The organism is Nostoc sp. C117 (assembly GCF_043099735.1).
Taxonomy (GTDB): Bacteria; Cyanobacteriota; Cyanobacteriia; order Cyanobacteriales; family Nostocaceae; genus Nostoc.
On the sequence record NZ_CP170989.1, the window covers coordinates 181,612 to 205,533 of the forward strand.

Consider the following 23,922-nt stretch of genomic DNA (forward strand, 5'->3'; position numbering starts at 1 on the left):
TCTTTAGCTAGCGTAAATAATGCCAATTTCAGTATTAGCGGGTGTATATTCATCTAAATGGATGCGTAGGTTAGCCTCTTTTTGAGGCTGATATAGATTGTGAAAAGCACCCATTTCTGATTCATCATCAGCGCCACGTTTAATTTCTTCAGCACAGGTTGACGCTAACTGACAATAAGTAGGTGTGCCATAATGTATACTGTTGAATTGAGGTTGTACGCGGTATCTAACGATAAGTTGTTCCGCCTCTATTTGTTCTGGCTGTAGTTCTGTTTTTTGTTTAACCATCTGCTCGACTAAATCAGGTTGACAATTATACCGACGTGGTGTGCGTGAGGTAGGCATCACGTAGCAGAAACGGATACAACCTTGTTGGCGACGAGCAACGAATATAATGCCGTTAAAAATACTGTTTTCTGCTAAATCAATTGTATGTACTTGAATCTGACCAAAGACTGTGCAACGTGCAATAGTCAACCGCACATGGGCTATGGAATAACCCACTGCACCGATCGCTTCACCTTCTATACTGATAGCATCTATAATGCTATCGCTAATATTTATGGGTAAAGGGTCAGTCTCTACCTCATCTTGGTTAACCTGAATGGAGCCAATAATACTGTGTGCGATCGTTACGCACGCATTGATATTAAATAACTCCAAACTTGGCTCGCTAGAACGTCGGGGTTCACAGTCACAATGTAATGACCAACCCGGCACTAATGTAGAATGACGGATAATAATCGCAGCTGGTTTTTGCATAATAGAGGTAGAATAATCTCCAAATTGAGTAGGATTACCTTCTATATGCACTCCCCGACCAGTAATCAATAAACCATCGAGAACAAAGCAACTTCCTGACTCTACTGTAACATTTAAAGCATCACCTAAAGAAGTTCTCCAATCGAGAATGCGTATCACCGGACGCTTGTGGTTAGCTGCACGTAATTGCAGACTTTGATTGTTTTCCAGTTCAATATTAATTCGTTCTACATAAACACCACTATCAATAATTTCAATCACAGCATTATGGGGTTTGTCTCGTTGCCACTGTGAGATTGCTTCAGTAATAGTTTGATAATACCCTTGTGAAGTTTGACTAACGCTGTAATGAGCATAATGCTTTCTGATTTGAGATGGAAAAGCTTCTTCTAATAGCAAACGATTACAGCGAATCAGTTCTTTGCCGTGGAGATTTTGCTGAACCAAACGTTTAGTTTTGGCACTCAAGGTGATAGATGCAAAACGTTGTTGATCGTAAAGGCTTTTACCTAAAAGTAGTTGATTTAGCTCTGGAAGCAAAGCTGCAATTAAAGCTGGTTCGGGAGGAGGACTGGTGTAGGCATCCAAAAGCCTTTGGGTATCACTGGAAAATTGCGATCGCAAAAACTCGGATAATGCAGAAGCATCTTGTTGTGAGCTAAAAATTGCTGGCTCTTGAATATCACCAACATCAAGTAAGAAATGTGCTGTAGAATCTAACAAAGTTCGGTCATATTCGCCACCACCAATATCAGCACTGAAACCATAATGATAAGAAACCCAAACACCATTTTTTGGTAACTGGCGGATCGGAAAAATCATTCGGCCTAATTCTGGATCAACTGCTATATAGTCTTGCTCTAGTTGATAATTCCAATCGCCCAGATCGGCAATAATAATTTGCTCTGGAGAGATTAGATGCAGTTTTGAGCCAACACCTTTCCAGACTTGCAAACTTTTGGTAAATTCTTCTGGATTTGGGTTTGAATCAAAATAATCGCTTTTGTGAGATTGCAAAACTTGCCGTTGAATGGGAATAGGTAAATTTAATTCGCAATCAATTTGGGTTCCATCTTTTGCTAATTGGGGACGAGTGTAAAGCGGAGTGTCGTTACCCGTAATACTAAATGTGTAGCAGTTAGAGCTAACTTCTTCCAAACAGAAAGCTGGTGTGACAGTCATAGAATAAGCTTTTAATCGCCAAACAAAAATACCAATATTTGGAGTATTATACTTTCCAGGTTGCTCTTGTGAAGAAATATGGTGGATATCTACTGTATGAGCTAATTCATCGAATGGGCTATTTAATTTTGTGATTCCATCCACCTGGCGCAGATTTAATGTTGTTGAGGTTGACGAACGCAGGTGATTGATATGCTGTGTTTTGCTAACTAGCCGATCAAATTCTACAACTCGTATCGGCCAGCCAGCTATTTTATCAGCCAGCAATTCCAACAAAGCTAGCGTTCCCTTGCGCCGTCGATAGCGAATAGTATTTGCTACTTCCCGACGAGGATTTAAAATCTTGTTATCTTGCTGTTTTGTACCAGAACTATGAACGCTTTGATAACCAATTAAATCACCAATGTATGGTACTACCCAATCTTGGCAAGTTTCAATAAACCAGTTCTCATAGAGTTGAGTAATATCTGCTTCAACAATATCTACTTGTTCAGCAATGACACGTAATAAATCCCGTAGGGGATAGCCAAGTTCTGCATCACGTATGCGGTAAACGGCTGGCAACAGTTCATAAAGACGGTCTGGGGAATTGCTCATGATTTCAACTCCTTCAGAATTAGTGTATCTGGTACTTTCGGGTTGAGAATAGCTAATTGAGCCGGGAAAAGTTGATTTGTTGTTGAATCAAAAACAGCTAAGTTTACAGGAATCCATTGTTTTGGTTGTCCATTTCCACGAGTGCTGCCTACTTTTGCCAATTCTTGAAGTTTTGCATTTAAAATGTCTGGATTTTTGGCTTCAGTTTCGGAAACGCTATCTAAAATATCTACATCCACGTAGTCTACCCCAGGTACTTGTTGAATCGTGCTGATAACTCCACTGAGGACAACATTTTCTCCTAGTTCCTGATTTTCAAAGCTAAATTTATCGAACAAAGCACTGCGAATTATCAATGCTACAGACTCCCATTGATAATTTGCTAAGATTCGCACATTGGCGCTGATAATTAACAGCATTAGTTCCCGCATATCTATTTTTAGTGACTGATAGGGGTCGCCAAACTGGTATAATGCTTGCACAAAACTGCGATATAAATCTGAATTTCTATCAATATAAATATCATCAGCCCCAGCGATGGTAATGTGCAGAATTTGCTCCGAACCATTTGAAAGACGTTGAGCATTTGATTTGCCAATTCCAGTAAAAGTACGCGCAAAATTGGCATAGTCCTGCACGGAAACTGCACGGTTGAGAGATGTTATGCCAACGGGTGCATTACGGCGTATTTCATAATCGCTTTCTGGGTCTGCGCCTCCTGTTGCTGCTATGGGGTTGAGTACGCCACTCAAACCTAGAGGTTGCATTGCCAGTTGCGTAATTTTTTCTGCTGCAACATTACCACTTTTGCCAGTGCCAGCGCGGTAGACTGCTTTGACATTTTCAATCCCACTAGGCAACCTAGCTCCATGTTCACCATTGCCAAAGATAATAGTTGTATTGCCATCACTATCAGTTTGGGTGACATAAGCGCGGTCTGTTGGACTTAACTCAATCAAATTTTCTACTTCTTGCCAACGGACATCATTAACATATACTTCTAAAGTGCTAGCAACGCCACTAGGGATAGGTGCTGGTAGATAGCTAAGGGGCGGTAGTGATAGAGTAAATTGTTGATTTGCTTTAGTACCATCACCACTGCCCAGTATTTCAGTATGAGTCTCGCCATGAGTGGCTTTGACTACGTTGCCATAGATAGTAACAGTCTCTCGTTTGTAAGAATAAGCTAAAGGTCTAGCAAATTTCAGGAATGTATGGGGTTTGTCATTGGATAAATTCGCAGATATATCTTGTCTCACCCCAGCTAACATAACAACTTCGCTAGCCCAGACACCGTTGACATCAGATATATCACTGCGTTCACCGGAGATAATTAACCAACGTCCAGGTTGGAGATTTTCGTAGAGATTGTCTAGTTCAATTTCCATCTGGTCAGATATATAATTTTGAGCGCTTGGTGCATCTTTCAGGTCAACTGGTTTTTCCACCAAATTCAAATCTTCACTCTTGAGATACACTGTGGTTTTACGCATAACATCTAAAGATATATCCTGTTCTTTTAACCAAGGCTTATCTAAAGTGAGTTGGGTAATTCTTCCTACTATGTTATAGGCGATTTTAGAGATATTTTCAACTTTTATTACTTGATAAATCTCAATTTCATTAATATCTACACGTTCAATCGCTAGGTAACTTCCAGGTATAATTCCATCATATTGAGCATCTAAGGCTAAGATATTTCGTAATTCTGATGGTAGTGTGCTAGAGGAGCTTGATATTGACTCATTTACATCTGCAATTTGCCATTCCTCATATTTTTCAATTCGCCCTTGCTGGTCAAAAATCGGCTTTAAAGCTACGTCATGTCCGAAAGGTGCAGCTTTGATTCCTAAAAACTCAATTCGGTTTAACTGATTAGCAGAATTAATTTTATTATTGGTTAAAATTTGATATATTGCTGTGTTTGAAGCGGGATTTAAAGTATTATTAATTAACCGAAAATTCATATCAATATTTTCGGGAGAGAAAATCTGTTGTTTTGTCCGCTCAAGTTCTAGAGCATTGGCAGGTTGTAAGGATGGCAGTTTTATTAATTGTTTTATTCTTTCTTCTATTGTATTTACTAAATTTTTATTAGTTAATTTTTGTGTAACTTTTGGTAGTAATTGTAATGTAATTTTTGTCCGGTTTTCCTCTAGTTGATGCTCAATAATTTGAATTTTGCGAATGAATTGTTTAGCATCACCAAAGATCAGTAAAAGTGGATCATTAGGTTTGAGATTCGCATTTATACCATCTAAATAAATCTTATCAATTTCGGTAACGGTTGTTGAATTAACTTGTTGTGGTTGACTCATCCGGGGCTTGAGTTGATTCAACTGGGCATAAGCTTGCAGTTTTTCGGATGTTTCAAAAAATTCCGGCGATTCGTTAGAATCAGGTATACTCTGGCTACTCAAACCAACAGGAATTTCCAAATTGTAACCATCTTCTAGGGTAAAAGCTAAATAAACGCTGGCGCTGACACCGGGACTATGTGCATAGTCTACTAATCGAGCTAATTCTACTAAGGAACGTCGCTCAATCGCTGTACGTAAGTAACCTTCATTGGCTATGCGTTCCTGATAAAATGTTAGAACGTCTGCGACAGTAGCCCAAGCATCTAGTAGAGCTAAAGACGTGTCTTGAGGATCGCGGGTTTTTAGATGTTTGAGTGAGGGAAACTTGCTTTCACCCAGACGCGCTTTCATTGTCTCGAAAAAGCTTGCATGGGTTCCAACTCGATAAGCTAGGGTAGAAAAACCAGGTTGATTTGCTACTGATGTGGGAGTGATAATTTCGACACCTTCACAGCAACCACAACTAGAGCGATCGCTTGGTTTATAGTTATGACAGTTACAGCTACAACTTAATTTCATCTGCCACCTCGCAAATCGAGTGTAAATTTACCGTTTTCGGGAAAGTTGGGGTTGTTGTCGAGTCGGGCAATTTCCGAAGAACCAATGGGTAAAAAACCTGCTTCAATCTCCTGATTGTCACCTGCAAAAAGACGTTCTAGCTTAGTTATAGAGACGCTTTCAACGCCTGGAACACTATAAGCTTGAGCTACAATCTGACTTAATGCAATTCCTTGCCCAAAAGTCAAGTTATTGGGATGGAAAAAACCACGCCGACCATCAGGTAAAATCCGGTTACTGAAAATATCCAGTAAAGTAGCTTTGACATGACCGCGCAAATAGTCAAATTTGACATCAACTCTCATCGCTATATCTAAACAGACGTATGCTGCTCGTTGAACGATGACATCATGACCAATGCGACGATATTTTTCTAGGTCTGTGGTAATATTTTCCAGTAATTTGCGATCTACCGTTTCTTTGTTGAAGGGATCTACTGTCACCCAGACTTCATACCCACTGCCCGTCCAGCGTAAGGTGGCTGTTGCTTGTTGAACTTTTGTTGGGAAATGTTGCATTACTAATTGTGCGTAGTCATCAGCAGTAATGGCACGCTCTAATTTTTTGTGAGATAGGTGCGGTGCATATAATTTCACCTGAGATAGAGGTTCGGGTGCTGTCCCACCTTGAGCGGGGAAGGGCTGGTGTGGCTGCAATGTCGAACCACTAATTGGTTCTTTGTGAAAAACAATATAAGAAATCGCTTCAGCACTAATATTACCTGCAAGTCCATTACCTACCCGGTAAGTTGCTTGGAAGTGAGTATTGGGTGCTGGTTTTATTCCTAATTCACCGTCTCCAAAACGCAAGTGAGCTTGTCCATCGTTGTCCATTTCCACAACAAAATGTTGATCTTCGTTGTTGCTGTCTATGAGATCGTATTGGGGAGTCCAAGTAGAGTGATTTCCAGTACTCCTAAGCTGGATTTGGGGTAATGCTTGCTGAGGGTCTTGAATTAAGAGACTTTTAGCATCTTGGGTGAGGTTTTTTCTAGACAGAGGTTGACTGAAAATTAAAGGCGTTTTTTGCAAAGTAGGACGGAAGCGATCGCCAACTACTAAAATTTCTCTAGGTTCGCCTTCCTCTTCGCACTCGTGAATTATCTCTTTTCCCGGTACAGTTCCTAAATCTTCCCGTTCAATAGTGCGTCCATGATCGACTAGAATCACATTGCCTCTGGCAACACTAATATCAACTAGCCGACAATCTGGTGGGACTATTGCCGAAATACAAAGGGGAAAAGGTAATGCGTCTTCTTCTGCCCATTCGATTTCGACAATTGGCTGATTGTAAAGTTCGTCTACACTTGCCTTGACATTTGTCAAGCGTACAGCATGGCGATGCTTCATATCTGCATCTTCTGGGATACCTGTTTTCGGACTTCTAATTTCTTCAAAAATTAGGATGTCACCAATTTTCAGATGCAATTTTCGCTGATGTTCAAGTTGGGAAGAGGAATTTGCCCTCTCTGGCTGTGTGGGATGTATAAATTCATCCAATAATGTAGCGGTTGTGGAACCAGGAGGAAGACAACAGGAGCGATCGCCCCAAGTATAAAATAGGATTTTGTTATGAGCGTTGTAGAGATGAATCGGTAAGGGCGTTAGCGGTTCAAAAACTTCATAACTGTTAGGAGGAACATCATCTAGATGGCGAGTATCTTCTAAGATAGTGCCAAAGGGAGGCGCGTTTTTATGATTAGTAATAAAGTAGAAATTTTTTGTTTCCAGGGAAATATCAATACTTGTCTCCAGCCATAACCAAGTACGTGCATTACAACCCTCATGCATGGGATAATCGATCAGACGGGCATGACGGCGAACAGAAATGCGTTGACGGGCAGTTTCTAGATAAGCTTCAGTGGCTACAGCGTCCTGATAGTAGCTGAGATAATCGCCAACATAAGCGAGGATTTCCACTAAAGTAATTCCTAAATCGGGAACATGACGTTCTTCCCAATCCGGCATTACTAGGGAGAGGCGGTCTAAAATCAACTGGCGAAAACTAGCATAATCTTTAGCCAAATAGTTGATAGCTGGTTCAACTAATTGTGTTGGCGGACAAGTTTGCTCTTGCTTGCAATCCATGTCAGTGTTACAGATCCCATCTCGGAATTTAAATTCTACTTGGGAGTAGCGCGGGTCAAAATTGGGATATGGTTGATCTGTGGGTTTGCCCTGTTCATCTAATGACACCAAGCGCAAAGTATACACAGAGAAATCGCCAGTTTGGTCAAGATTAACTGTTAAGTAACTCTCACAATTTTGAGGACTTTCTACCTGTAAATTAGTCACATGAAGATGGCGGATGCGCTGGCCGCCTTCAATCAAGAGATTCTCTTTTTTCAGGTTTTCTGGTACCGAACCTAAAAAGTAGACATATAGCGATGCTCCGAAGGAGCCGCTACGCGATCGCAAATCATCGCTAACTTCTACATAATCTAGCCCGTTTTTTCTTTGCCTACGGATTTCTTGGCGGCGCTGTTCGTTTTGGAAAGTAAGGGTGTGGCTGTTCATGGTATGGTCGTCCTAAAAGTAGCCGTTTGTGTTTCACCAGAACTTTGCACCAAATACTCCACCACTATGTAAAGACTGGAATCAATGCTTGTTACTTCCAAAGTTTGTAGATCGATTAAATCGCCCAACCATTGCTCAATAGATGCTTGAATAGTAATTTCCATAGCTTTTGCTAGTTCGGGGCTATTGGGTGCAAAAATTAAAGACAATACACCACTGCCGAAATCTGGGCGGTTGACTCGTTCGCCGGGAGTAGTAAAGAGTAGTTGTTCAATTAAGTCACGGATGTGTTTATTTTCATCGCTGGTGCTGGAGGTGTGATAGTTTCTATCGAAATGAAAGGGAAAATCGATGTTGATGACATTCCTTTGCCTGGGCAGATTTACGAGATATTCTGGCATTAAGTTACTTCCAAATCAAAATTGTTAATCGATACCTTATTACCATTCAGCTTCACGGTCGCACTGTTTCCATTGTTGATTTCAATTCCCGAATTATCCATGACTATTTTCATAGTTTGCTTACCGATTTTGGCTTCAATGGTGATGCTCTGCTTACCTTGTTTATCATTGATTTCAATCTTGCCAATGTCAGTTTTAAGTACCTTAGTTTCTGGGTCATAAGGATTAGCTGGTACTATATTGGGAACCTTTTCATCTGCCCAAAAGCAGCCAGTCCAAATTGGGTAGTCTGGATCTCCGTTTTCAAACTCCATCCACACTAAAGCACCTTTGGGTGGAATCAAGAATAACCCAACTCCAATGCCAGCATAAGGAACGCAGGGTAATGCCCAACCACTGGGATCATTGCCAAAAATTTCTTCCACTTTTGCCTGCACGCGACCAATCTTCCAGGGGTCATCATTGTTAAATACTACGCCTCGGTATTTGCCGTAAAAAGAAGGTCTTTGTTGATTTATACTTCCATAAGTATCAAGTTTTGATTGGTTCATACTTTTAACATCTGAATTGTTGCACCTTGTCCCTCACGTTTCAAGGTAAAACTTTGTTTATATTCGCCACGCTTGATGCGATGCGTTACTTGTTTGACGTAGTAATAACCGCCGTAAGTTTTTCCCACACCTCGCACTCCCACCAATTGACGCACTTCTAAGACATAACCGTAGCGAACAGTATCTACTTCCCCAGTAGCAGTTACGGCATTTTCCTGCGAACGGCTGGCTAATAATTCGGTTTCCTTTTGAGCTAGGATTTTTTCGAGTTTATTGGTGCTACGTAGCACTTCTGTTCGTAATGATTTAGCAGGCTTGTTAGCTAAAGCTTGACCGGGCGATTTAGGAACTTGAATCGAAATTGATGTTCCAGTTTTTTCATCGCTAATTGATGCTTGAGGTTTAATAGATTCTAGAGCATTAAAATTGAAACTTATAGATGAATTTACATTAGTAAACGCCCCCATGTTCATTGACAATGCTGGTTGATAAGGGGTAACTTTCTTTTTTTCCTCACCCCAATAAGCAATATTTTTTCCTGGAGTTTTATCGGGCTTGATTTCAAAAATAAAACTATTACGTAGAGCTAGTTTCTGAATAAACTGTAAGTCTGTACTTTGCTGAGTGGTAATTTGTTCTTCTTTTTTGGGTGAAAAATCTCTAGTAGTATCTTGTACATCTAATGTCAGCCCATATTTAACTTTATATTTTTGTAAAATTTGCTTAACAATTTGAGAATCAGATAAGTTTAGGTAAGTTTCATTTTTATCTTCCAGATCGAGCATAAGACTAATATCTTCACCAGTAACTATTAGCCTTGATTCCCCTGGTTGATTACTTGGGGCAATTTGATGATCGGTAATAATGCCATCAATTAATATAGGGCTTTGAAGACTACGGCTTACACCGACTTTTACATTAACTATGATTTGAATAACAACTCGATTGGGAGGATTCAAAATATCTTTTTGAAGTAACCAATAATCTGAAAAGTTTTTTAATTCTTTACTAAGACTAAAGGTCATTTGAAAGGCACTGCGATCGCGGTCTTGTTGAGTCACTTCTAAGTCTATCAGCGCGTCTATTACTTCATAAGGTGCAGGTGTTGGTATGGTGCTACCAATCATGAGTTTTAGGCGAATATCTGAGTCAGGCATAAGTTAACCTTTTTAGATCAGAGGAATACGTAGTCGCCGACCAATTTGGGCAGTCAATTCATCAGGGTGCATAGCGTTGTTAGCATCGCATAGATGCCAAAAAACTTCCGGGTCATGCAGATAATTTGCAGTGATATTATCTAGGCGATCGCCTTCGCTGACTTGATGTTCTTGAAGAATTTCAAACCTTTGTGATGACGGTAAAAATCTGCGTCTGAGGTAATTGATAGTTTGATTTGATGTTGTTTGCCACTTGGCAATTTCTATATCGTAGTAACGACTGCTTTCAGTAAACATTTTACTCTTTTTTATTTTACAACTAAAAACCTATATTTACCGAGATATTTTTGAGAAACTTACAGATGAAATAATTCATGATTAAAGATAGCCAACTTTATAAGAAAGAAGCAACTGTCTTGATAACAATCGCAGCCGTGTTTACCTTAGCTAGAAGCTCTTTTTGCTTGTGATAGACTCTGAACAAGCTGCTGCCTTTATGGTCAAATCTCAAATCATTTGTGCTTAATACTTGCATACCTAAACTGACTTTGGCACGAATGGGATTTAGTTTAGAATCGAATGCTTCTTCGGTAATGCTGAACTCAGAGAGGCGTACTGGCATTACACGATTTAAGCTCCATATAAATACACTTAAATCCGCCTCATTTGGTAAGATTTCTAAAACACCTGTGCGGGCGAGTTGATTGTTTGTCTGAATTTGGCTGCTTTTAGGATAGATCAGGGTTTCTAGGGCTGCTAATTGAGGGTATATGCCAAACAACACTGTATCTGGATTTTTTGCAGGAAACTCCAGTTGATCTGTGGCATCAATTTCCGCCTCTAGTTGAATTGTCTCTAGCGGTGGTGCAACTAGACGCAAAGCTTCTAGGCGATCGCTTCCTTCAGAACCCGCACCTCTTACCTGTAAAGTGCGTCTGAGTGTTTCAGGATTGTATTGCAGTATAATCAATCCTTTGGGTAAAAAGCTAACAGCATCAAGGACGGCGATCGTTGCTTTTAATGTTTTCGGCGCACGGGGGAAGCTGGACATAAAATTATTCCTAAATCATTTGTGCTTTTTGGTACTAATTTTAAGAAAGGCAAACTTTAAAAGAGTGTGATCGCATAGTCAATAAGAGTACAAAAAGTTGTGTCTCTACAAATTTTTATCAAGTACCTTTTGTTGTCATATTTGTAGTAGTAAAGTATCCCGTACCAGGATAGAAAGGAATGGGGTCTGGTATTGCTGGTGTTACTGGTGTTGGCGGTATTTGAGCTGGCACGATAACTTGAAATCTCGCTATGAAGGTAGTACCTTTGAGCAATACTGCTTTTCGGGTAGATTTAACTTTTCTAGCTTTTTGATTGATGGCTAAGGATTGAATGGAAAGTGTTCCTGTACCAGGGGTGATATTTGGCGGACTTATGTAAGAACAACCAGGTACAATAACTTTTTTCTCGTCACCAACAACGCAAATATTTTTTTTGTTAACTGTTGGTATGCCAGTACCTTTTAAGATGAAAGGACGCACTACAACTATTGCTTTGCCAAAGATGGGGTTGAATATGGCTTGATCGCTAGAAATGAGAATAAAGTCTAACATCAGTTTTTTGCTGAGAAAATAAAAGATTAGTCAGATTAGTTCGAGTTTGCTATGGGAGCGATTTACTTGACTTTTAAGACTATCGTTACAAGATTAGCGATCGCACGTTTATCAATATTTATGTGTGGGCGATCGCACTACGGACGAAGCGAGTGGACTGTTTGAGAGATATTAGGGAATGTTTCATTTTGATTGGGTGCGATCGCCTGGTGTCGTCCGTTAGTTGAGATGTTTTCTTGCAGACCATCGTGGTAGATATTGCAAAATGGCTCTTTGGTGCTACCTGTAAAGAGGTTGATAGATTTGCCTGGGATGTTTTGCATAATCAAAAATTCCTGAATGGCAGCCACACATTCGACGCATTCAAACAAATGAAAGCCGTTAGCGATCGCCGTAATTTACCAGCGTTGTTCATCATTGATCTTCAGGAAATCAATTAGTAGCGATCGCTACGCCAAACCCAGGCATCGTACTTTAAAAGCTTCTTGAGAATTGAGTTTACGGGTAGGGCTTGTTAAACCAGTTGTCATTTTTCCAATTCTCCTTATCGTAGTCTGCGTGGGTTAAAATGGCACTAATAAAAATGATTTTTGCTTCATAGTCAATTTATAGGAACACTTATCTACTTTGATATCTTTGATTTCCCTTACTTATCATCCCATAACGCCTTCATCATGTGCATGCCAATAATAGAGTTTCTTTTCACTTTCCTTATACTCGTAGATTATGTTCCCATATTTTGAATATCCTTTCGTTATTCCTTCTCCTATCTTCAATATATTATTACTACCTTCTTTTATGTCTGTTTGCTGTTGCTTCAAGTATTCAAGAGCTTTTTTAGGTTTTATGTGTTCTTTGTATCTGCTACCTCTGCCATACACTATGACTTGGTTTCCGTTTATTAAAACCTGTCCTACCTCTTTTAGGATTGAGCTATGCACAGAAGTTGCAGATCCTGTCGATGAAGTGACTGCGGGTTTCGATGAAATTACGTTTTCTTCCTGAGGCATTATTTTTTTCTCGGTTTTTAGATACGAAAATATCTCTTCATTATTTTTAAAATCTTTGGTTGTAGAGTCGTTAAGCGCTGTTCTAATTTCATCAAAATTATTGTTATTATAGAAATCCTTACTGACCTGCGTTGCTATCATAAAGTTACTTTTTTCCTCACCATTAATTTTTACTCGCTGTATGACTTCTGAATGTGATGTCAGTTTATGACTCCATTGCGTATTTTTTGTTGACACTTCTTTTGCAGCTAGCTGCTGCACTGGACTGCTATTCTGCTGCACTACATGCGTCAACTCATGGGCAATCAACTCCTGCCCACCTCGACTTCCAGGATTATATTCCCCCTGCCGAAAGAACAGATCCTGCCCTGTAGTGAAAGCACGAGCCTGAATTGATTGATTCAACTGGTCAGATTGAGTATCCGTGTGAACCTTTACTCTACTGAAATCAGTTCCAAATGCCTGTTCCATCGGTTCCCGGATATTGTTTGCTAGTGGTTGTCCACTACCCCTTGCCTGATTGATGGATGCTTCTATGTCTGGGGTAGCAGCCATCCCACCATCATTAGAACTATCCTGTAAGATTGTTGATCGCATCAGTCTTGCTTCATTATCTTTTGTCTCCATCTCCTCTCGCTGAACAGTTTCATCTTCACCTGACTGCACAGACGCAGGTGTATTTATTCGCTGCACCACCTGCGCCGCTACCCGATCCGCTTCCTGTTCGTATTTATCCCCGACAGGCCCAATCATCAACTTCGCCATAATCTGCTGTGGTTTAGTTGTGCTGATAGGCACTCGGCTAAAGTCTTTGGAAAAAGCTGAATCACTGAATGGCTGTACTTCTTGATCATCTGTTGATTGCACTTCTGACTGCGAAACAGAACGAACGGCTGCACGCTGTAAAATTCCACTTTCTTGGGATGCCTCAAGTTTACGCTGCTGATTAAATTGTGTAATTCTCTTATGATTCATCGTCAAATTCCTCAATTTGATTGATAAGCAACTTGGGCTGTTCGACAATTGATAGCTTACGAACCTTGACTTAAGTTACAAATTAGCGATCGCATTTAAAATCAGTTCTATACTCTATTAGCGATCGCCCGTTCATCAACCTTCATATATGAGCGATCGCATTTAAAATCAGTTTTATACTCTATTAGCAATCACACGTTTATCAATATTTATGCGTGGGCGATCGCTTTGTTTGAGGTTTGTTTGGTGTGTTACACATTCGCTAATGCACCTACTGGCGTGTCAAGGCTAAATTTGTGCATTAGATTCATACTCAACTTCTGCGCCAAAGTGCTACTACGAGTCTTTTCTATCGCATCATTTTAGTCTTGACACGCTACTACAAGATTAAGCGATCTCTAGGTTATTGATGAATACCTATCCTGCTGGGTGTATGAATGGTACACTTTCGCTCCTAATCCCTCGCTTGTCTTCATATCTTCCTCATTTGCGTCCATCCTCTCGTTTTTCTTCAAGTTAGTATTGAGCGGATGGACTTCCGACAGTCCTGTATCATATCGATTGTAAGCCTTGAAGCGTCCCACCACAGATACCACCTCACTCTCACTAATCTCTTTCAAGCTCAAGTCAAGAAAGTTTGTACATCCTTGTGCTCCACTACATGGCGTATGATTCTGGTTTATTTCTATCACCACCAATTGACTACTTACCACATATTGAGATTTCTCCAAAATCTCCTCCAGGTCAGGAACAACAGCATTCCAAAATTTCCTCTCAACGTGATTTTGTTTCCCTATCCCCGGGGTATATGGTCCGTATTGCTTGCTGTGTATATATTTTCCCTCATTATCCATAATAGTATATCCACCCAATAGTTCGTTGTGTAATACATTATCATTTAATACTGGGTGCTGAGGAACGGGAAAATTTCCCCATTTGATATTTAAATTGTCGCTCCAGACCCAGTCACTAAATCCTTCTTTTTTTACGATTTTGTTGTGCAACGCCCTTTGCACAACTTCCATGTTTCTATTTGCTTCGTTCTTTCTTATACCAATTTGCGATAGTGGCTGAACTAAGGGGTAGAGTCGAGGGGAGTGTTCCTTCGCTCCTTCCTTTCCACCTGCTTCTGCTGGTGCATTGATCCTTTGTACTACTTGTGATGCTACCCGATCCGCTTCCTGTTCGTAGCGATCGCCTGGTTCCCGGATAGTCAATTTTGCCTGGATAGGTCGTATCGAATGACTTTGGGGATTTCTTGCCTGAAATTGCTGTAGTTTAGTTGTGCTGATAGGTACTCGACTAAAGTCTTTAGATAAAGCTGAATTACTTAATGGTTGTGCTTCTCGATCATCTGTTGATTGCACCTCTGCGTCCGAAACAGAACGAACGCCAGCACGCTGTAAAATGCCACTCGCCTGGGGTTTCTCACTTTTTTGCCGCTGATTAGTTTGGGCAATTCTTTTACCAGTCATGGTTTCATTCCTTAATATTCAACATGCCGTTCATTGTGCTGCTCAGTCGCTTCAGAAATATCTCGTCAGATTTCATGCTATTGTCTCTTTAAACTTTTCAAACGATGCTTCATCAGGCCAAATCCATTTGGGACAATCAGTTCCGCCAGCCATTGTATCTACTGTACGGTGCGTATGAATGTGAGACTTTTGAATTTTGTACTTATCCACCAAATATCCAATGAGATTCAACGAACACTGTTGTTGCTCTTGTGTCATACCTAAATTATTTTTGTCAGCAACGTGTTCGATTCCGATAGAACGATGATTCATAGCTCTGTCACCTGCGTGCCAAGCGGTATGATCTTCTAACACCATTTGGATGCACGTACCGTCACGAGCAACAATGTAGTGTGCAGAAACTTTCGTTTCACGGTCTTGGAATGTGGCTATAGCAGCTTGTAATGAACAGTCGGTGTTGTGACACACAATAGAATCAATTGTCGATTCACGGTAATCAGTCTGATTTTTAGAGCTTGCAGGAATCCATTTTACGTCTGGTCTACTCATCATTTTTCTCCTAACATTTTGATAACTATTTCTTGTGCAATTTGTTGCCCCATTTGGCTGGGGTTAATTCCAGGCTTTACTTGAATAGCACCACCAGGCACTACCCCACCTGAAAGCAAGTTGTCTGGTAAACCTTCATTAGCCAGCAACTTCGCCAATTCACTCTCTACCTCTGCTTGCAATAACCGCGCCTGACTGGGAGAAATCGGCATTCCCTCTAAAATCAGCTTCTCTATATCAATATTGATATTCATACCCTTACCCCCGTAAGTATTGAAACCCGAAAATCTGTCTCATTCACTGGTCGATCCAATTTGCGAAATTCAGCCCGCGCCGCCGCTAACATCAACTGCATCGTTACAGGCGTACCAGCCCCAGCAGCCAGAAATGCTGCATTCAAAGCAATATTGTGGATACTGCCCCCTGTCATATTCAAACGTGCCAAGCGGTTAAAATCTAAATCCTGTATTGGTGTCTCTGGTGGAAACACCTTTTGCCACATCACCTGACGTTCAGCCACACCCGGAAAGGGAAAATTCACAATAAACCGCAAGCGACGCATAAAGGCATGGTCTAACGAACTCTTGAGATTCGTTGCCAGAATTGCCAAACCGCGATAAGCCTCCAATCGCTGCAACAGGTAATTCACCTCAATATTGGCGTAGCGGTCATGGCTATCCTTCACCTCAGAACGTTTACCAAATAAGGCATCCGCTTCATCAAAAAACAGAATCGCCCCCCCATCTTCCGCCGCATCAAACAAACGCCGCAGATTTTTCTCCGTTTCTCCTATATATTTGTTGACTACAGATGAAAGGTCAATGCGATAAAGATTTAGCTGCAAATCATTAGCTATCACCTCCGCCGCCATCGTCTTCCCTGTCCCACTTTCTCCCGCAAACAAGGCACTAATCCCCATACCCCGATTCATGCGGTTGTGAAAACCCCACTGTTGATAAACTAGGCTGCGCTGCCTGATTTGGTCAGCAATTTGGTGCAGCAAGTTTGTTTCTTCTGCTGGTAGGACAATATTATCCCAAGTTGCTTTCGGCTCGAGGCGTTGAGCTAAAGTATCTAACTGCGGACGAGTACTAGCAAGACAAGCTGACCAAAGCTTACCACGCAAGGTTTTTCTCCAAGCCGATTCGTTGAACCTCTCCCCCAACCCCTCTCCTACAAGGAGAGGGGAGTCCTCTTCCTCCCCCCTTCCCTTGCAGGGAAGGGGGGCTGGGGGGGTTAGGTCTTCTTCCTGCGACGGCATTTCCCCCAACACTTGCTGGGCAATCTGCTCAATCTTGACTAAATTCAGGTTAAACTGAGTCGCCAGAAGTTGCGGACTAGTATCTGCTACTCCTCCTAATGCCTCAGTCCAAGTTGCTTTTTGTTCCGTGAGTGTTGGCTTTTCAACATCTACGACAATTGTCGGCAGACCCAATTGCCTAACTTCACGAGTGCTAAGGAAAAGTAGACCACCACTGCGGGTAATAAATCGCTGCAAGGGAAGTGCTTGTCCTTCTGTAGTCGGTTTACCGTCAACCTCTTGGGCATCTAAATACAGCGCCAGCGGTAATAACAAGCTTTCCCGATGCCACAAACGAGCAACCGTCTCTAATTCTCCCGCTTGGGTGGGCAATAATTCCACTGCCAAACGATAGACATATTTATCTACTTGGGCTGCTACATGTTGGGCTATTAGTTGCTTGCTGAGGGAATCTGCCCCCACTAGCTGAATAATAGGTAAACGTTGTTCTCTCTGCGTTTGGTGCAGTTGCTGAATAATTGTTTCGACAACAGCGTTTTGAGATGGGGGTAATTTTACATTCCATTCAGCTGTTTCCATCGCCATCAGTAACGATACCAAGCGATCATCTAAAGAATTTAATCCTTTAACATAATTTAATATACGTTCATCTACCCGTAAACCACTCGTAGTCAGCGGTTGAACTCCTGACTGATGAATTTCAATTAATCGCCAGTAACGCAAAGGTCGTTCCCAACAAAGGGCATCCCAAGTAGGTTCATCGAATAATGATAAAGCTAAGGCAAAGGTAGGATAAGGCTGGTGAGAATTATCTGAAGCTTTGGCGCAAAGACGCGCTATACCTGGATCTAATTCCATTGCAATGCATAACAGTAAGACCTGTTGTTCAAAGTCAGATAAATCTAACTTTTGGCTTAATAGAACTAGTGCTGTGGATGGATTCATCCCTTCCACTATTGCCATTTCTGTGACTTTAGGCTTTTCAATATCAGGTAACTGTGCAAACTCAGACAAACGCCAGCGTAGCCAAGCCAGTTCATTTGCTAGGTATTCTTCATTGTTTGCTCTCCAAGAATCGAGGTTGTTCATAAAATCACCACCTTCTGGTTCTGGTCGAAAACAGGCGGTGTCACTGTGCGATCCACCAGCAAACTATCTACTCCATCAATCCGCACTCGTACAAAATACTCACCCGGTGTAACACCTGCAATCCGAAACTCCAGCCTATCTGTTTGATTTGGATGTGGTTGAGCTAGCACTTCGCGATCGCCTAACAATAACGCCACCCTTTGTCTTGGTCGCACTTGGGGGCTTAAAATCAAAGTGAGGGTTACTTCGCCATTAGCATCTGCTGTTGCCTGTCGTGGTATAATATATAAGATTTTTGGTGCTAAGGCAAAAGATAATTCATTGGTAGTCCGACTTGGTTCGTTAGTCCGCGTTACTTTGACTACCACGGTATAAAAACCCGCCGCCCAATTTACAGGCTCATCAGGTAATTGAACTCTAATATCTGTTGCTGTTATCTCTGCTAAAGGTGGCAATTCCAGAGAAATTTCTAACCGAATATTTGTCAAAGATATAACTACATTTTCAGCATCTAAGTGAAAACCATTAAGAATCAGAATATCGCCCAATCTGGCGCTAGCTTGCTGGTTAGGTAATTGCAGAGAAACTAATGTGGGTAAGGGTGACGATAGGTTTGATTGCAGAATTGAGCCGCGATCGCTAGACTGACGTTTAATAATTGGTAGTGGAGTTTTTGCAGGCAAGCTACTCTCAATCAGCACTACTGACACTTCATAAGCAGCTGAAACTCGATAGGGTACTTGAAAAGTTGACCAGAGATTAAACACCTCTTCCACAGATAGCGGTTGATAATCAATTCGCAACTGTTCTTCTTGTAAGTCAAGGTCGTATTCAGTCGGATCGGTAGTAGGCAAAGCTGCCCTAATATCCGCAGAAGTAATCATAGGATGGTCATTAAAAACACTCATAGCCACGCCTAATAACCGATGACTCGTAGGTTCTGGAAAGTCATCATTTTGGGCATAAGCAGTCAGTAGGTAGTAGAGGTTCAACGGCAAAAGCTGGTGTCCTGTTTCACCCGGCTTCACTTGAGAAGGAATATCCATATTCCGCCAACTCGCGTTGATCTGAGTATCGTAGAGAAATAAATTAACTTGATCGCCACTACTAACAGTATTATCTCGTACTTTATCCAATGGTCGTGTCGTCACAGTGATTCCCCCCGAACTCTCAACATCAAACCTTTGCTGTAGCAAGTGACGCAATGTAATTGTGACAGCCGCAATAGCTAAAGCGTTGCTCATCGCTTACCTCCTTCTGGCACGTCGCTGCAAGTATTCATTCAAACTCATCACAGATGGTTCTGTCCGGGGCTTTGGTCGAGGCGGAGGTGGTGCTGGGGCTGCGCTGCAAATTTCTAGCCGACCAATTGTGACTTGAATCGCAGGTGGTGTATCCAAACCCACTGGTGATGTCTGCGACGGGCTTCGCCAACGCTTCTGGGCTTTTTTGCTACTAGCTGCAACAACTGACAAATTTTTTACAGTGAGGTCATTGATAGGCTGAGATAGCGGTCTGAAATCAGATTCCTCTAGTTGCGTAAAGTACAAAGACTTCACTTCATCTTTACCTCTATCCGCAGACATAGACAAGTTAGGGGATGTATTCTGAGGTAATATTGAATTTTCAACTGGGCTGGTGAATATACCTTCATTGGGATTAATTTTCTGGCGTTGCATATTTGCGGGATGATGGGCGTAGTTAACGTTCATCTCTGCATCACCTTGTCTCAATTCATCCCACTGTTCGACAACACCAATTTTCTGGCTACCAATATGTTGGCGCTTTTTAAATCTATCCGCAGACATAGAGAGGTTAGGGGATGGGTTCTGGGGTAATATTAAGTTTTCAACTGGGCTGGTGAATATACCTTCATTGGGATTAATTTTCTGGCGTTGCATATTTGCGGGATGATAGGCGTAATTAACGTTCATCTCTGCCCCAGCTTGCCCCAATTCCTCCCACTGTTCGACAACACCAATTTTCTGGATATCAATATGTTTGCGATCGCTCTTATTATAGTTTTGTAAGCCGACTTCCTGAGCAGAAGCTTTTTCTCTACGGAAATCAGACAAGTGAGAGTCAGAAAAGTTGACTTGTGATTGTATGTCAATTCCTAGGGTTGAAGGATGTAAAGCAGGAGTTGGTATTATATCTGAATTAATAGCAGTTAGCTGAGTTATCGGTTGTGAAGCGATAGATGATGATAGATTATTTACGAATGGTGCAGTAGAACTGTTTGTCTCAAGCGAAGATAGTTTAGCAGAAGCATCTGCGACAATTGGCTGTATTGATGAAACATTTTTGTGGACAAACCTCTGCTGATTTTCTGGCACATTAGACGTAAGTTTTTCCTGGGGTTCGGCAATTGTTTCTGTAGCAATTGTAGGTGTTAAGCTCTGTTTGTGTGAATTCGCTAAGGTACTATCAATAGTAGATGCGTTAGCGGAGCTTACCGTACCCCTACGGGGAAGCAAGCTAGGCGTAGCGTCTCGTTGGCGCAGCCTCTCGTAGAGAAGAGAAGGTATCGCTCCATGTTGTACTTGTGGTTGAATTACAGGACTTAAGGCGGAAATGCTAGTGTCCATAGTTGGCACAGGTGTTAAAGATAGTACCCGCTCACTTGCAGATGCGTAGGCGTTGGCGTAGCCTCTCCAAGAGTTACCCGTCGTAGACATCGCCACAGGTTCTTCTAAAAACTGGTTGGAATCTAGTTGTGAATTAATGAGCTTTTTTACTTGCAAAGATAAAACATTTTCATTCCCAATTATTTGCGGTAATTGCTGTTGTACTAATTCACTTGCAGACTGTTTTTGGTGTTGAATTACAGGACTGAAGTCGGCAGTGCTAGTTTCTAGGGTCAACCCAGGTGTTAATGATTTTTGATTTGTGGGCAATATTTGATTAGCAACAGGTGCGCTGTCTACAGGTTTTTCTGGAATAGATGGCTGTAAATTTATCAACTTTTGCACTTGAGTAGATGAAACATTCCCATTTCTTTGTAGCGATCGCTTTTGTGATAATAATTCACTCACAAGTTGTTCTTGTGGTTGAATTACAGAATTTGAGGCGGGAGTGCTAGTTTCCACTGCTAGCATAGGTGTTAAAGGCAGAACTTGAGAAATAGTAGGTGCGTAGGCGTTGGTGTAGCCTCTCCAAGAGTTTCCCGTCGTAGATATCGCTGTTGATTCTGATTGGAGTTGAGGAGGAAAATTCTGAGAATTTTCGACCTGTGGTAACTGAGAATGGATAAATACTGAATTATTTTCTATAGGTTGCTTATGTAAATTTTCAATTGCAGATTTCCCCTGTTTTAGAACGCTAGTAATTGATAGAATAGTCCTGGTTTCTGCTTGCATTTCCGGGATATCTTGTCTCAAATACAATACTTTTAGTAAGGAATTAGGAGAAGCTGATTGATTAATTCCAATTGATTGGTTATTTAATGATTTAGTTGTAAATTTTCCTGATTCTTGCTCAAATAAATTTGAGACAGGAGTATTGTTTTCCTTTGCGATTGCAGTCCTTGAAATTGCGGGATTTAGATTTTGTAAAAAAAATATTTTTTCTTGAGGAGTAAAGGAAAACATTACTGTCTTTGTTGGGTTTTCGGAGAAATATGTTTGCAAATCTGACTTTAAAGGTGATTGCAAAGATAAACCCAGACGATTGATTGTAATTAGTTGCTGGGGGAAAGATTTAAGTGGAATCTGCCTCTGTTCAAAGATGGGGTTAGAGAGAGAAGTATTTGATTTTGTGTTGTGTACAGAAACGAGATGATTCGATAGGGAAGTCTTTGTTTGTGGCACAAGTGCAGACTTCCATAACTCTGTCTTGGGATTAGGTACTATTTGATTTATAGTCGGTGAAACTCTTTCTGATTCTACAAAACGTTGAGTTATCAATCGTTCCCAGTTTACTATATTTGAACTTTGGACAGAAGAAACAACAGGATTAATTTTAGTTAGTTGTTTCTGTGATAACTGACCAGAAACCAAATCTAGTGTGGTATTGCTTGTTTTTTGCTCTGAGTTTGAAGGTTGGATAGAAGAAACAACATGATTAATTTTACTTGATTGTTTCTGTGATAATTGAGCAGCAGGAAAAGTTAGTGGAGTAGTGCTTTTTTTTTGCTCTGGGTTTGAAGTAAATTGCTGATTATTAGTGCTGATTTGAGTTAGAACTGAATCTAAAAAAGGCCAATTAGAGGATAATTCTAAGTCAGGCTTTTGTGTTAAATTAGGAATTGACTTTAGTATTGGTTGAGAAGATTCAACAGGTGTTGAAGTTAAATTAGTTAACAGGGGGTTAGTTATCTCTTCAGATATTTGCCCTATTGTTGCAGGCGTTAGCGTTCGCGGAGCGTCTCGTAGAGAAGCTCGCCGCAGGCATCGCTTCTCCAACAACTGCACAATGTCAAAATTAGGAAATTTTTCCGCTTCTGATGTTGTTTCTAACTCAGTTGAGTCTGTGGTAATCGATGGCTCCCAGTCAAGGTTAGACTCTGGTAACGGTTCAAAGACTGATAAGACAAGAGGTTGAACTGTATCCATTAAGTTAAAGCTTTTAGCTACCAAATGAAAGAGATAATTGCTCATCAGTCCGTCACCATCTCTAAATACAATTGTCGCCGTCTGGGACTCATCGCCAAAATATCAGCTTCACGCCAACTGTAAGCAGCAGCCAAAGTATGTACCTCTCGCAACACTCGAAATCCCCAAGCGTTAATCTCAGCCCAGAAGAACGACACAATGTCAAATAATGATTGCCATTGGTGGTTGCAAGCGGAACAGGAAATATCAATTGGCACATTTGCTTGAGGATCAGCTTGAGCCATTTGGGTAATAATTGCATCTCTAGTATGAGATGGTAATTGCTGAAACAGCAGATATTCGCCGTTACACACTGCTTGCAAAATACAGCGTTCTAATAAAATCTCTTGAGCAATCTCTGGCTGTTTGTGTTCAGCGATCGCTATCATATCTAAACTGTTTGGTAGACGAAAACTCACCTGATAATCAGCAAGCTCAAGACAATATTTTTCAACTGGTTCAAGTGACAGTGGTGCTACACGAATATCTGCAATATCAAAATTGAGTTCCAAGACTTCACCACAGTTTGGACAGGTGACTTGACTAACCAGTTGTGAACCAAATGTCCACTCCCGCAATGTCAGCAGCATAGCATCACGCTGACCGAGACTGAATTGAGTAAGCATATCTATGGAGGTTTCAGGACAAGCACTAGCTAGTAGCTTGATTGCTTTAGACCAGGATGGCTGATTAAGTCCCCACTCCCAGACATTTAACAGTTCCGAGGCTGATAGCGATCGCATATAGGAATCGTATAGTTAATTTCCTGCTGGTTAAACAATTAAATCTTGATTAACTAAGCCGAGTTAATCATCAAGCACGTTCCCAACCTTCGTTCTCTATCTTTATGTACTCGATAGCGACAGCATTAGCACTAGCATCTAGGTCTGGTAATGCTTGATATTCTGAAACCCAGCAACCAAAAATGTTATATGAAGTCGCTTTTTGACCAGCTTCATCACGAACCTCAATAGTGATATCTTTACGGAAATCTGCCAGAGACACTTCTGGACTACCACCAAGCGCCCAGACTTTGTTTGCCCATTGTTCAAAATCAGGATCTTTGCTAACACCTCGTTCTAAGGTGATGGCATCGTACTTGCTTTGTCCTGGAGACTTATAGACAGTGCTAGGGTCGCCACCTGTACGGTGTTCTATGACCTCAGTGGTTCGCTTCAAACCACTGACTTTACTTACCCCAGCCACGTCTTTACCAGCGAATTTCACAACAAACTTAAAGTTTTTGTAGAGGTCTAAACGTTTACCTGAAATAGAAGGCATAT

General features: G+C 41.2%; 20 protein-coding genes. 1 reads left to right on the forward strand and 19 read right to left on the reverse strand.

The features are described 5' to 3' along the window. Positions 1-3: 3 nt before the first annotated feature. The 10 genes from ACFG4S_RS00865 to ACFG4S_RS00910 form a co-directional block, all read right to left on the reverse strand. Complete coding sequence (locus tag ACFG4S_RS00865; RefSeq protein ID WP_392529960.1) at positions 4-2,541, reverse strand: hypothetical protein; 2,538 nt, start codon at positions 2,539-2,541, stop codon at positions 4-6. Next, positions 2,538-5,420 (reverse strand): putative baseplate assembly protein, encoded by a 2,883-nt coding sequence (locus tag ACFG4S_RS00870; protein ID WP_392529961.1) that lies wholly within the window; start codon positions 5,418-5,420, stop codon positions 2,538-2,540. Before ACFG4S_RS00870 ends, ACFG4S_RS00865 begins: the two co-directional genes overlap by 4 nt. Continuing rightward, positions 5,417-7,975 (reverse strand): putative baseplate assembly protein, encoded by a 2,559-nt coding sequence (locus ACFG4S_RS00875; protein ID WP_392529962.1) that lies wholly within the window; start codon positions 7,973-7,975, stop codon positions 5,417-5,419. Before ACFG4S_RS00875 ends, ACFG4S_RS00870 begins: the two co-directional genes overlap by 4 nt. Continuing rightward, the gene (locus ACFG4S_RS00880) at positions 7,972-8,376 is read right to left on the reverse strand and encodes a GPW/gp25 family protein (RefSeq protein ID WP_392529963.1); all 405 of its coding nucleotides are present in this window, start codon (positions 8,374-8,376) and stop codon (positions 7,972-7,974) included. Before ACFG4S_RS00880 ends, ACFG4S_RS00875 begins: the two co-directional genes overlap by 4 nt. Next, positions 8,376-8,927 (reverse strand): phage baseplate assembly protein V, encoded by a 552-nt coding sequence (locus ACFG4S_RS00885; protein WP_335100255.1) that lies wholly within the window; start codon positions 8,925-8,927, stop codon positions 8,376-8,378. The genes ACFG4S_RS00880 and ACFG4S_RS00885 overlap by 1 nt, the downstream gene beginning before the upstream one ends. Beyond that, a complete protein-coding gene (locus ACFG4S_RS00890) occupies positions 8,924-10,084 on the reverse strand; it encodes a hypothetical protein (protein WP_392529964.1) in 1,161 nt (386 codons plus the stop codon). The genes ACFG4S_RS00885 and ACFG4S_RS00890 overlap by 4 nt, the downstream gene beginning before the upstream one ends. 12 nt (positions 10,085-10,096) lie before the next feature. Next, complete coding sequence (locus ACFG4S_RS00895; RefSeq protein ID WP_392529965.1) at positions 10,097-10,381, reverse strand: LysM domain-containing protein; 285 nt, start codon at positions 10,379-10,381, stop codon at positions 10,097-10,099. Between the two features lie 97 nt (positions 10,382-10,478). Next, a complete protein-coding gene (locus tag ACFG4S_RS00900) occupies positions 10,479-11,135 on the reverse strand; it encodes a hypothetical protein (protein WP_392529966.1) in 657 nt (218 codons plus the stop codon). Positions 11,136-11,253: 118 nt separating this feature from the next. Further along, complete coding sequence (locus tag ACFG4S_RS00905) at positions 11,254-11,688, reverse strand: hypothetical protein (RefSeq protein WP_392529967.1); 435 nt, start codon at positions 11,686-11,688, stop codon at positions 11,254-11,256. 137 nt (positions 11,689-11,825) lie between these two features. Beyond that, positions 11,826-12,038, reverse strand: coding sequence for a papain fold toxin domain-containing protein (locus tag ACFG4S_RS00910; RefSeq protein WP_392529968.1), 213 nt, complete (start codon positions 12,036-12,038; stop codon positions 11,826-11,828). Here ACFG4S_RS00910 and ACFG4S_RS00915 point away from each other — a divergent pair. Further along, the gene (locus ACFG4S_RS00915) at positions 12,006-12,128 is read left to right on the forward strand and encodes a hypothetical protein (protein WP_392530143.1); all 123 of its coding nucleotides are present in this window, start codon (positions 12,006-12,008) and stop codon (positions 12,126-12,128) included. The genes ACFG4S_RS00910 and ACFG4S_RS00915 overlap by 33 nt on opposite strands. Positions 12,129-12,341: 213 nt before the next feature. On the opposite strand, the gene ACFG4S_RS00920 is transcribed toward ACFG4S_RS00915, so the two are convergent. The 9 genes from ACFG4S_RS00920 to ACFG4S_RS00960 all read right to left on the reverse strand — a co-directional run bounded on the left by ACFG4S_RS00920 (position 12,342) and on the right by ACFG4S_RS00960 (position 23,920). Beyond that, positions 12,342-13,673 (reverse strand): DUF4157 domain-containing protein, encoded by a 1,332-nt coding sequence (locus ACFG4S_RS00920; RefSeq protein ID WP_392529969.1) that lies wholly within the window; start codon positions 13,671-13,673, stop codon positions 12,342-12,344. A 398-nt stretch (positions 13,674-14,071) separates the two neighbouring features. Next, complete coding sequence (locus ACFG4S_RS00925; RefSeq protein WP_392529970.1) at positions 14,072-15,148, reverse strand: hypothetical protein; 1,077 nt, start codon at positions 15,146-15,148, stop codon at positions 14,072-14,074. Positions 15,149-15,220: 72 nt separating this feature from the next. Then, complete coding sequence (locus tag ACFG4S_RS00930) at positions 15,221-15,700, reverse strand: N-acetylmuramoyl-L-alanine amidase (RefSeq protein WP_392529971.1); 480 nt, start codon at positions 15,698-15,700, stop codon at positions 15,221-15,223. Continuing rightward, positions 15,697-15,951: a hypothetical protein gene (locus ACFG4S_RS00935; RefSeq protein WP_392529972.1), complete on the reverse strand. Its 255-nt coding sequence runs from the start codon at positions 15,949-15,951 to the stop codon at positions 15,697-15,699. The genes ACFG4S_RS00930 and ACFG4S_RS00935 overlap by 4 nt, the downstream gene beginning before the upstream one ends. Continuing rightward, positions 15,948-18,047 (reverse strand): ATP-binding protein, encoded by a 2,100-nt coding sequence (locus tag ACFG4S_RS00940; protein ID WP_392529973.1) that lies wholly within the window; start codon positions 18,045-18,047, stop codon positions 15,948-15,950. Before ACFG4S_RS00940 ends, ACFG4S_RS00935 begins: the two co-directional genes overlap by 4 nt. Then, positions 18,044-19,291: a DUF4255 domain-containing protein gene (locus tag ACFG4S_RS00945; protein WP_392529974.1), complete on the reverse strand. Its 1,248-nt coding sequence runs from the start codon at positions 19,289-19,291 to the stop codon at positions 18,044-18,046. Before ACFG4S_RS00945 ends, ACFG4S_RS00940 begins: the two co-directional genes overlap by 4 nt. A 3-nt stretch (positions 19,292-19,294) precedes the next feature. Then, positions 19,295-22,645, reverse strand: coding sequence for a hypothetical protein (locus ACFG4S_RS00950; RefSeq protein WP_392529975.1), 3,351 nt, complete (start codon positions 22,643-22,645; stop codon positions 19,295-19,297). Further along, positions 22,645-23,382: a phage baseplate protein gene (locus ACFG4S_RS00955; RefSeq protein ID WP_392529976.1), complete on the reverse strand. Its 738-nt coding sequence runs from the start codon at positions 23,380-23,382 to the stop codon at positions 22,645-22,647. The genes ACFG4S_RS00950 and ACFG4S_RS00955 overlap by 1 nt, the downstream gene beginning before the upstream one ends. Before the next feature lie 70 nt (positions 23,383-23,452). Continuing rightward, entirely contained in the window at positions 23,453-23,920 is a 468-nt protein-coding gene (locus tag ACFG4S_RS00960) for a phage tail protein (RefSeq protein ID WP_334732402.1), read from the reverse strand. Positions 23,921-23,922: the final 2 nt, after the last annotated feature.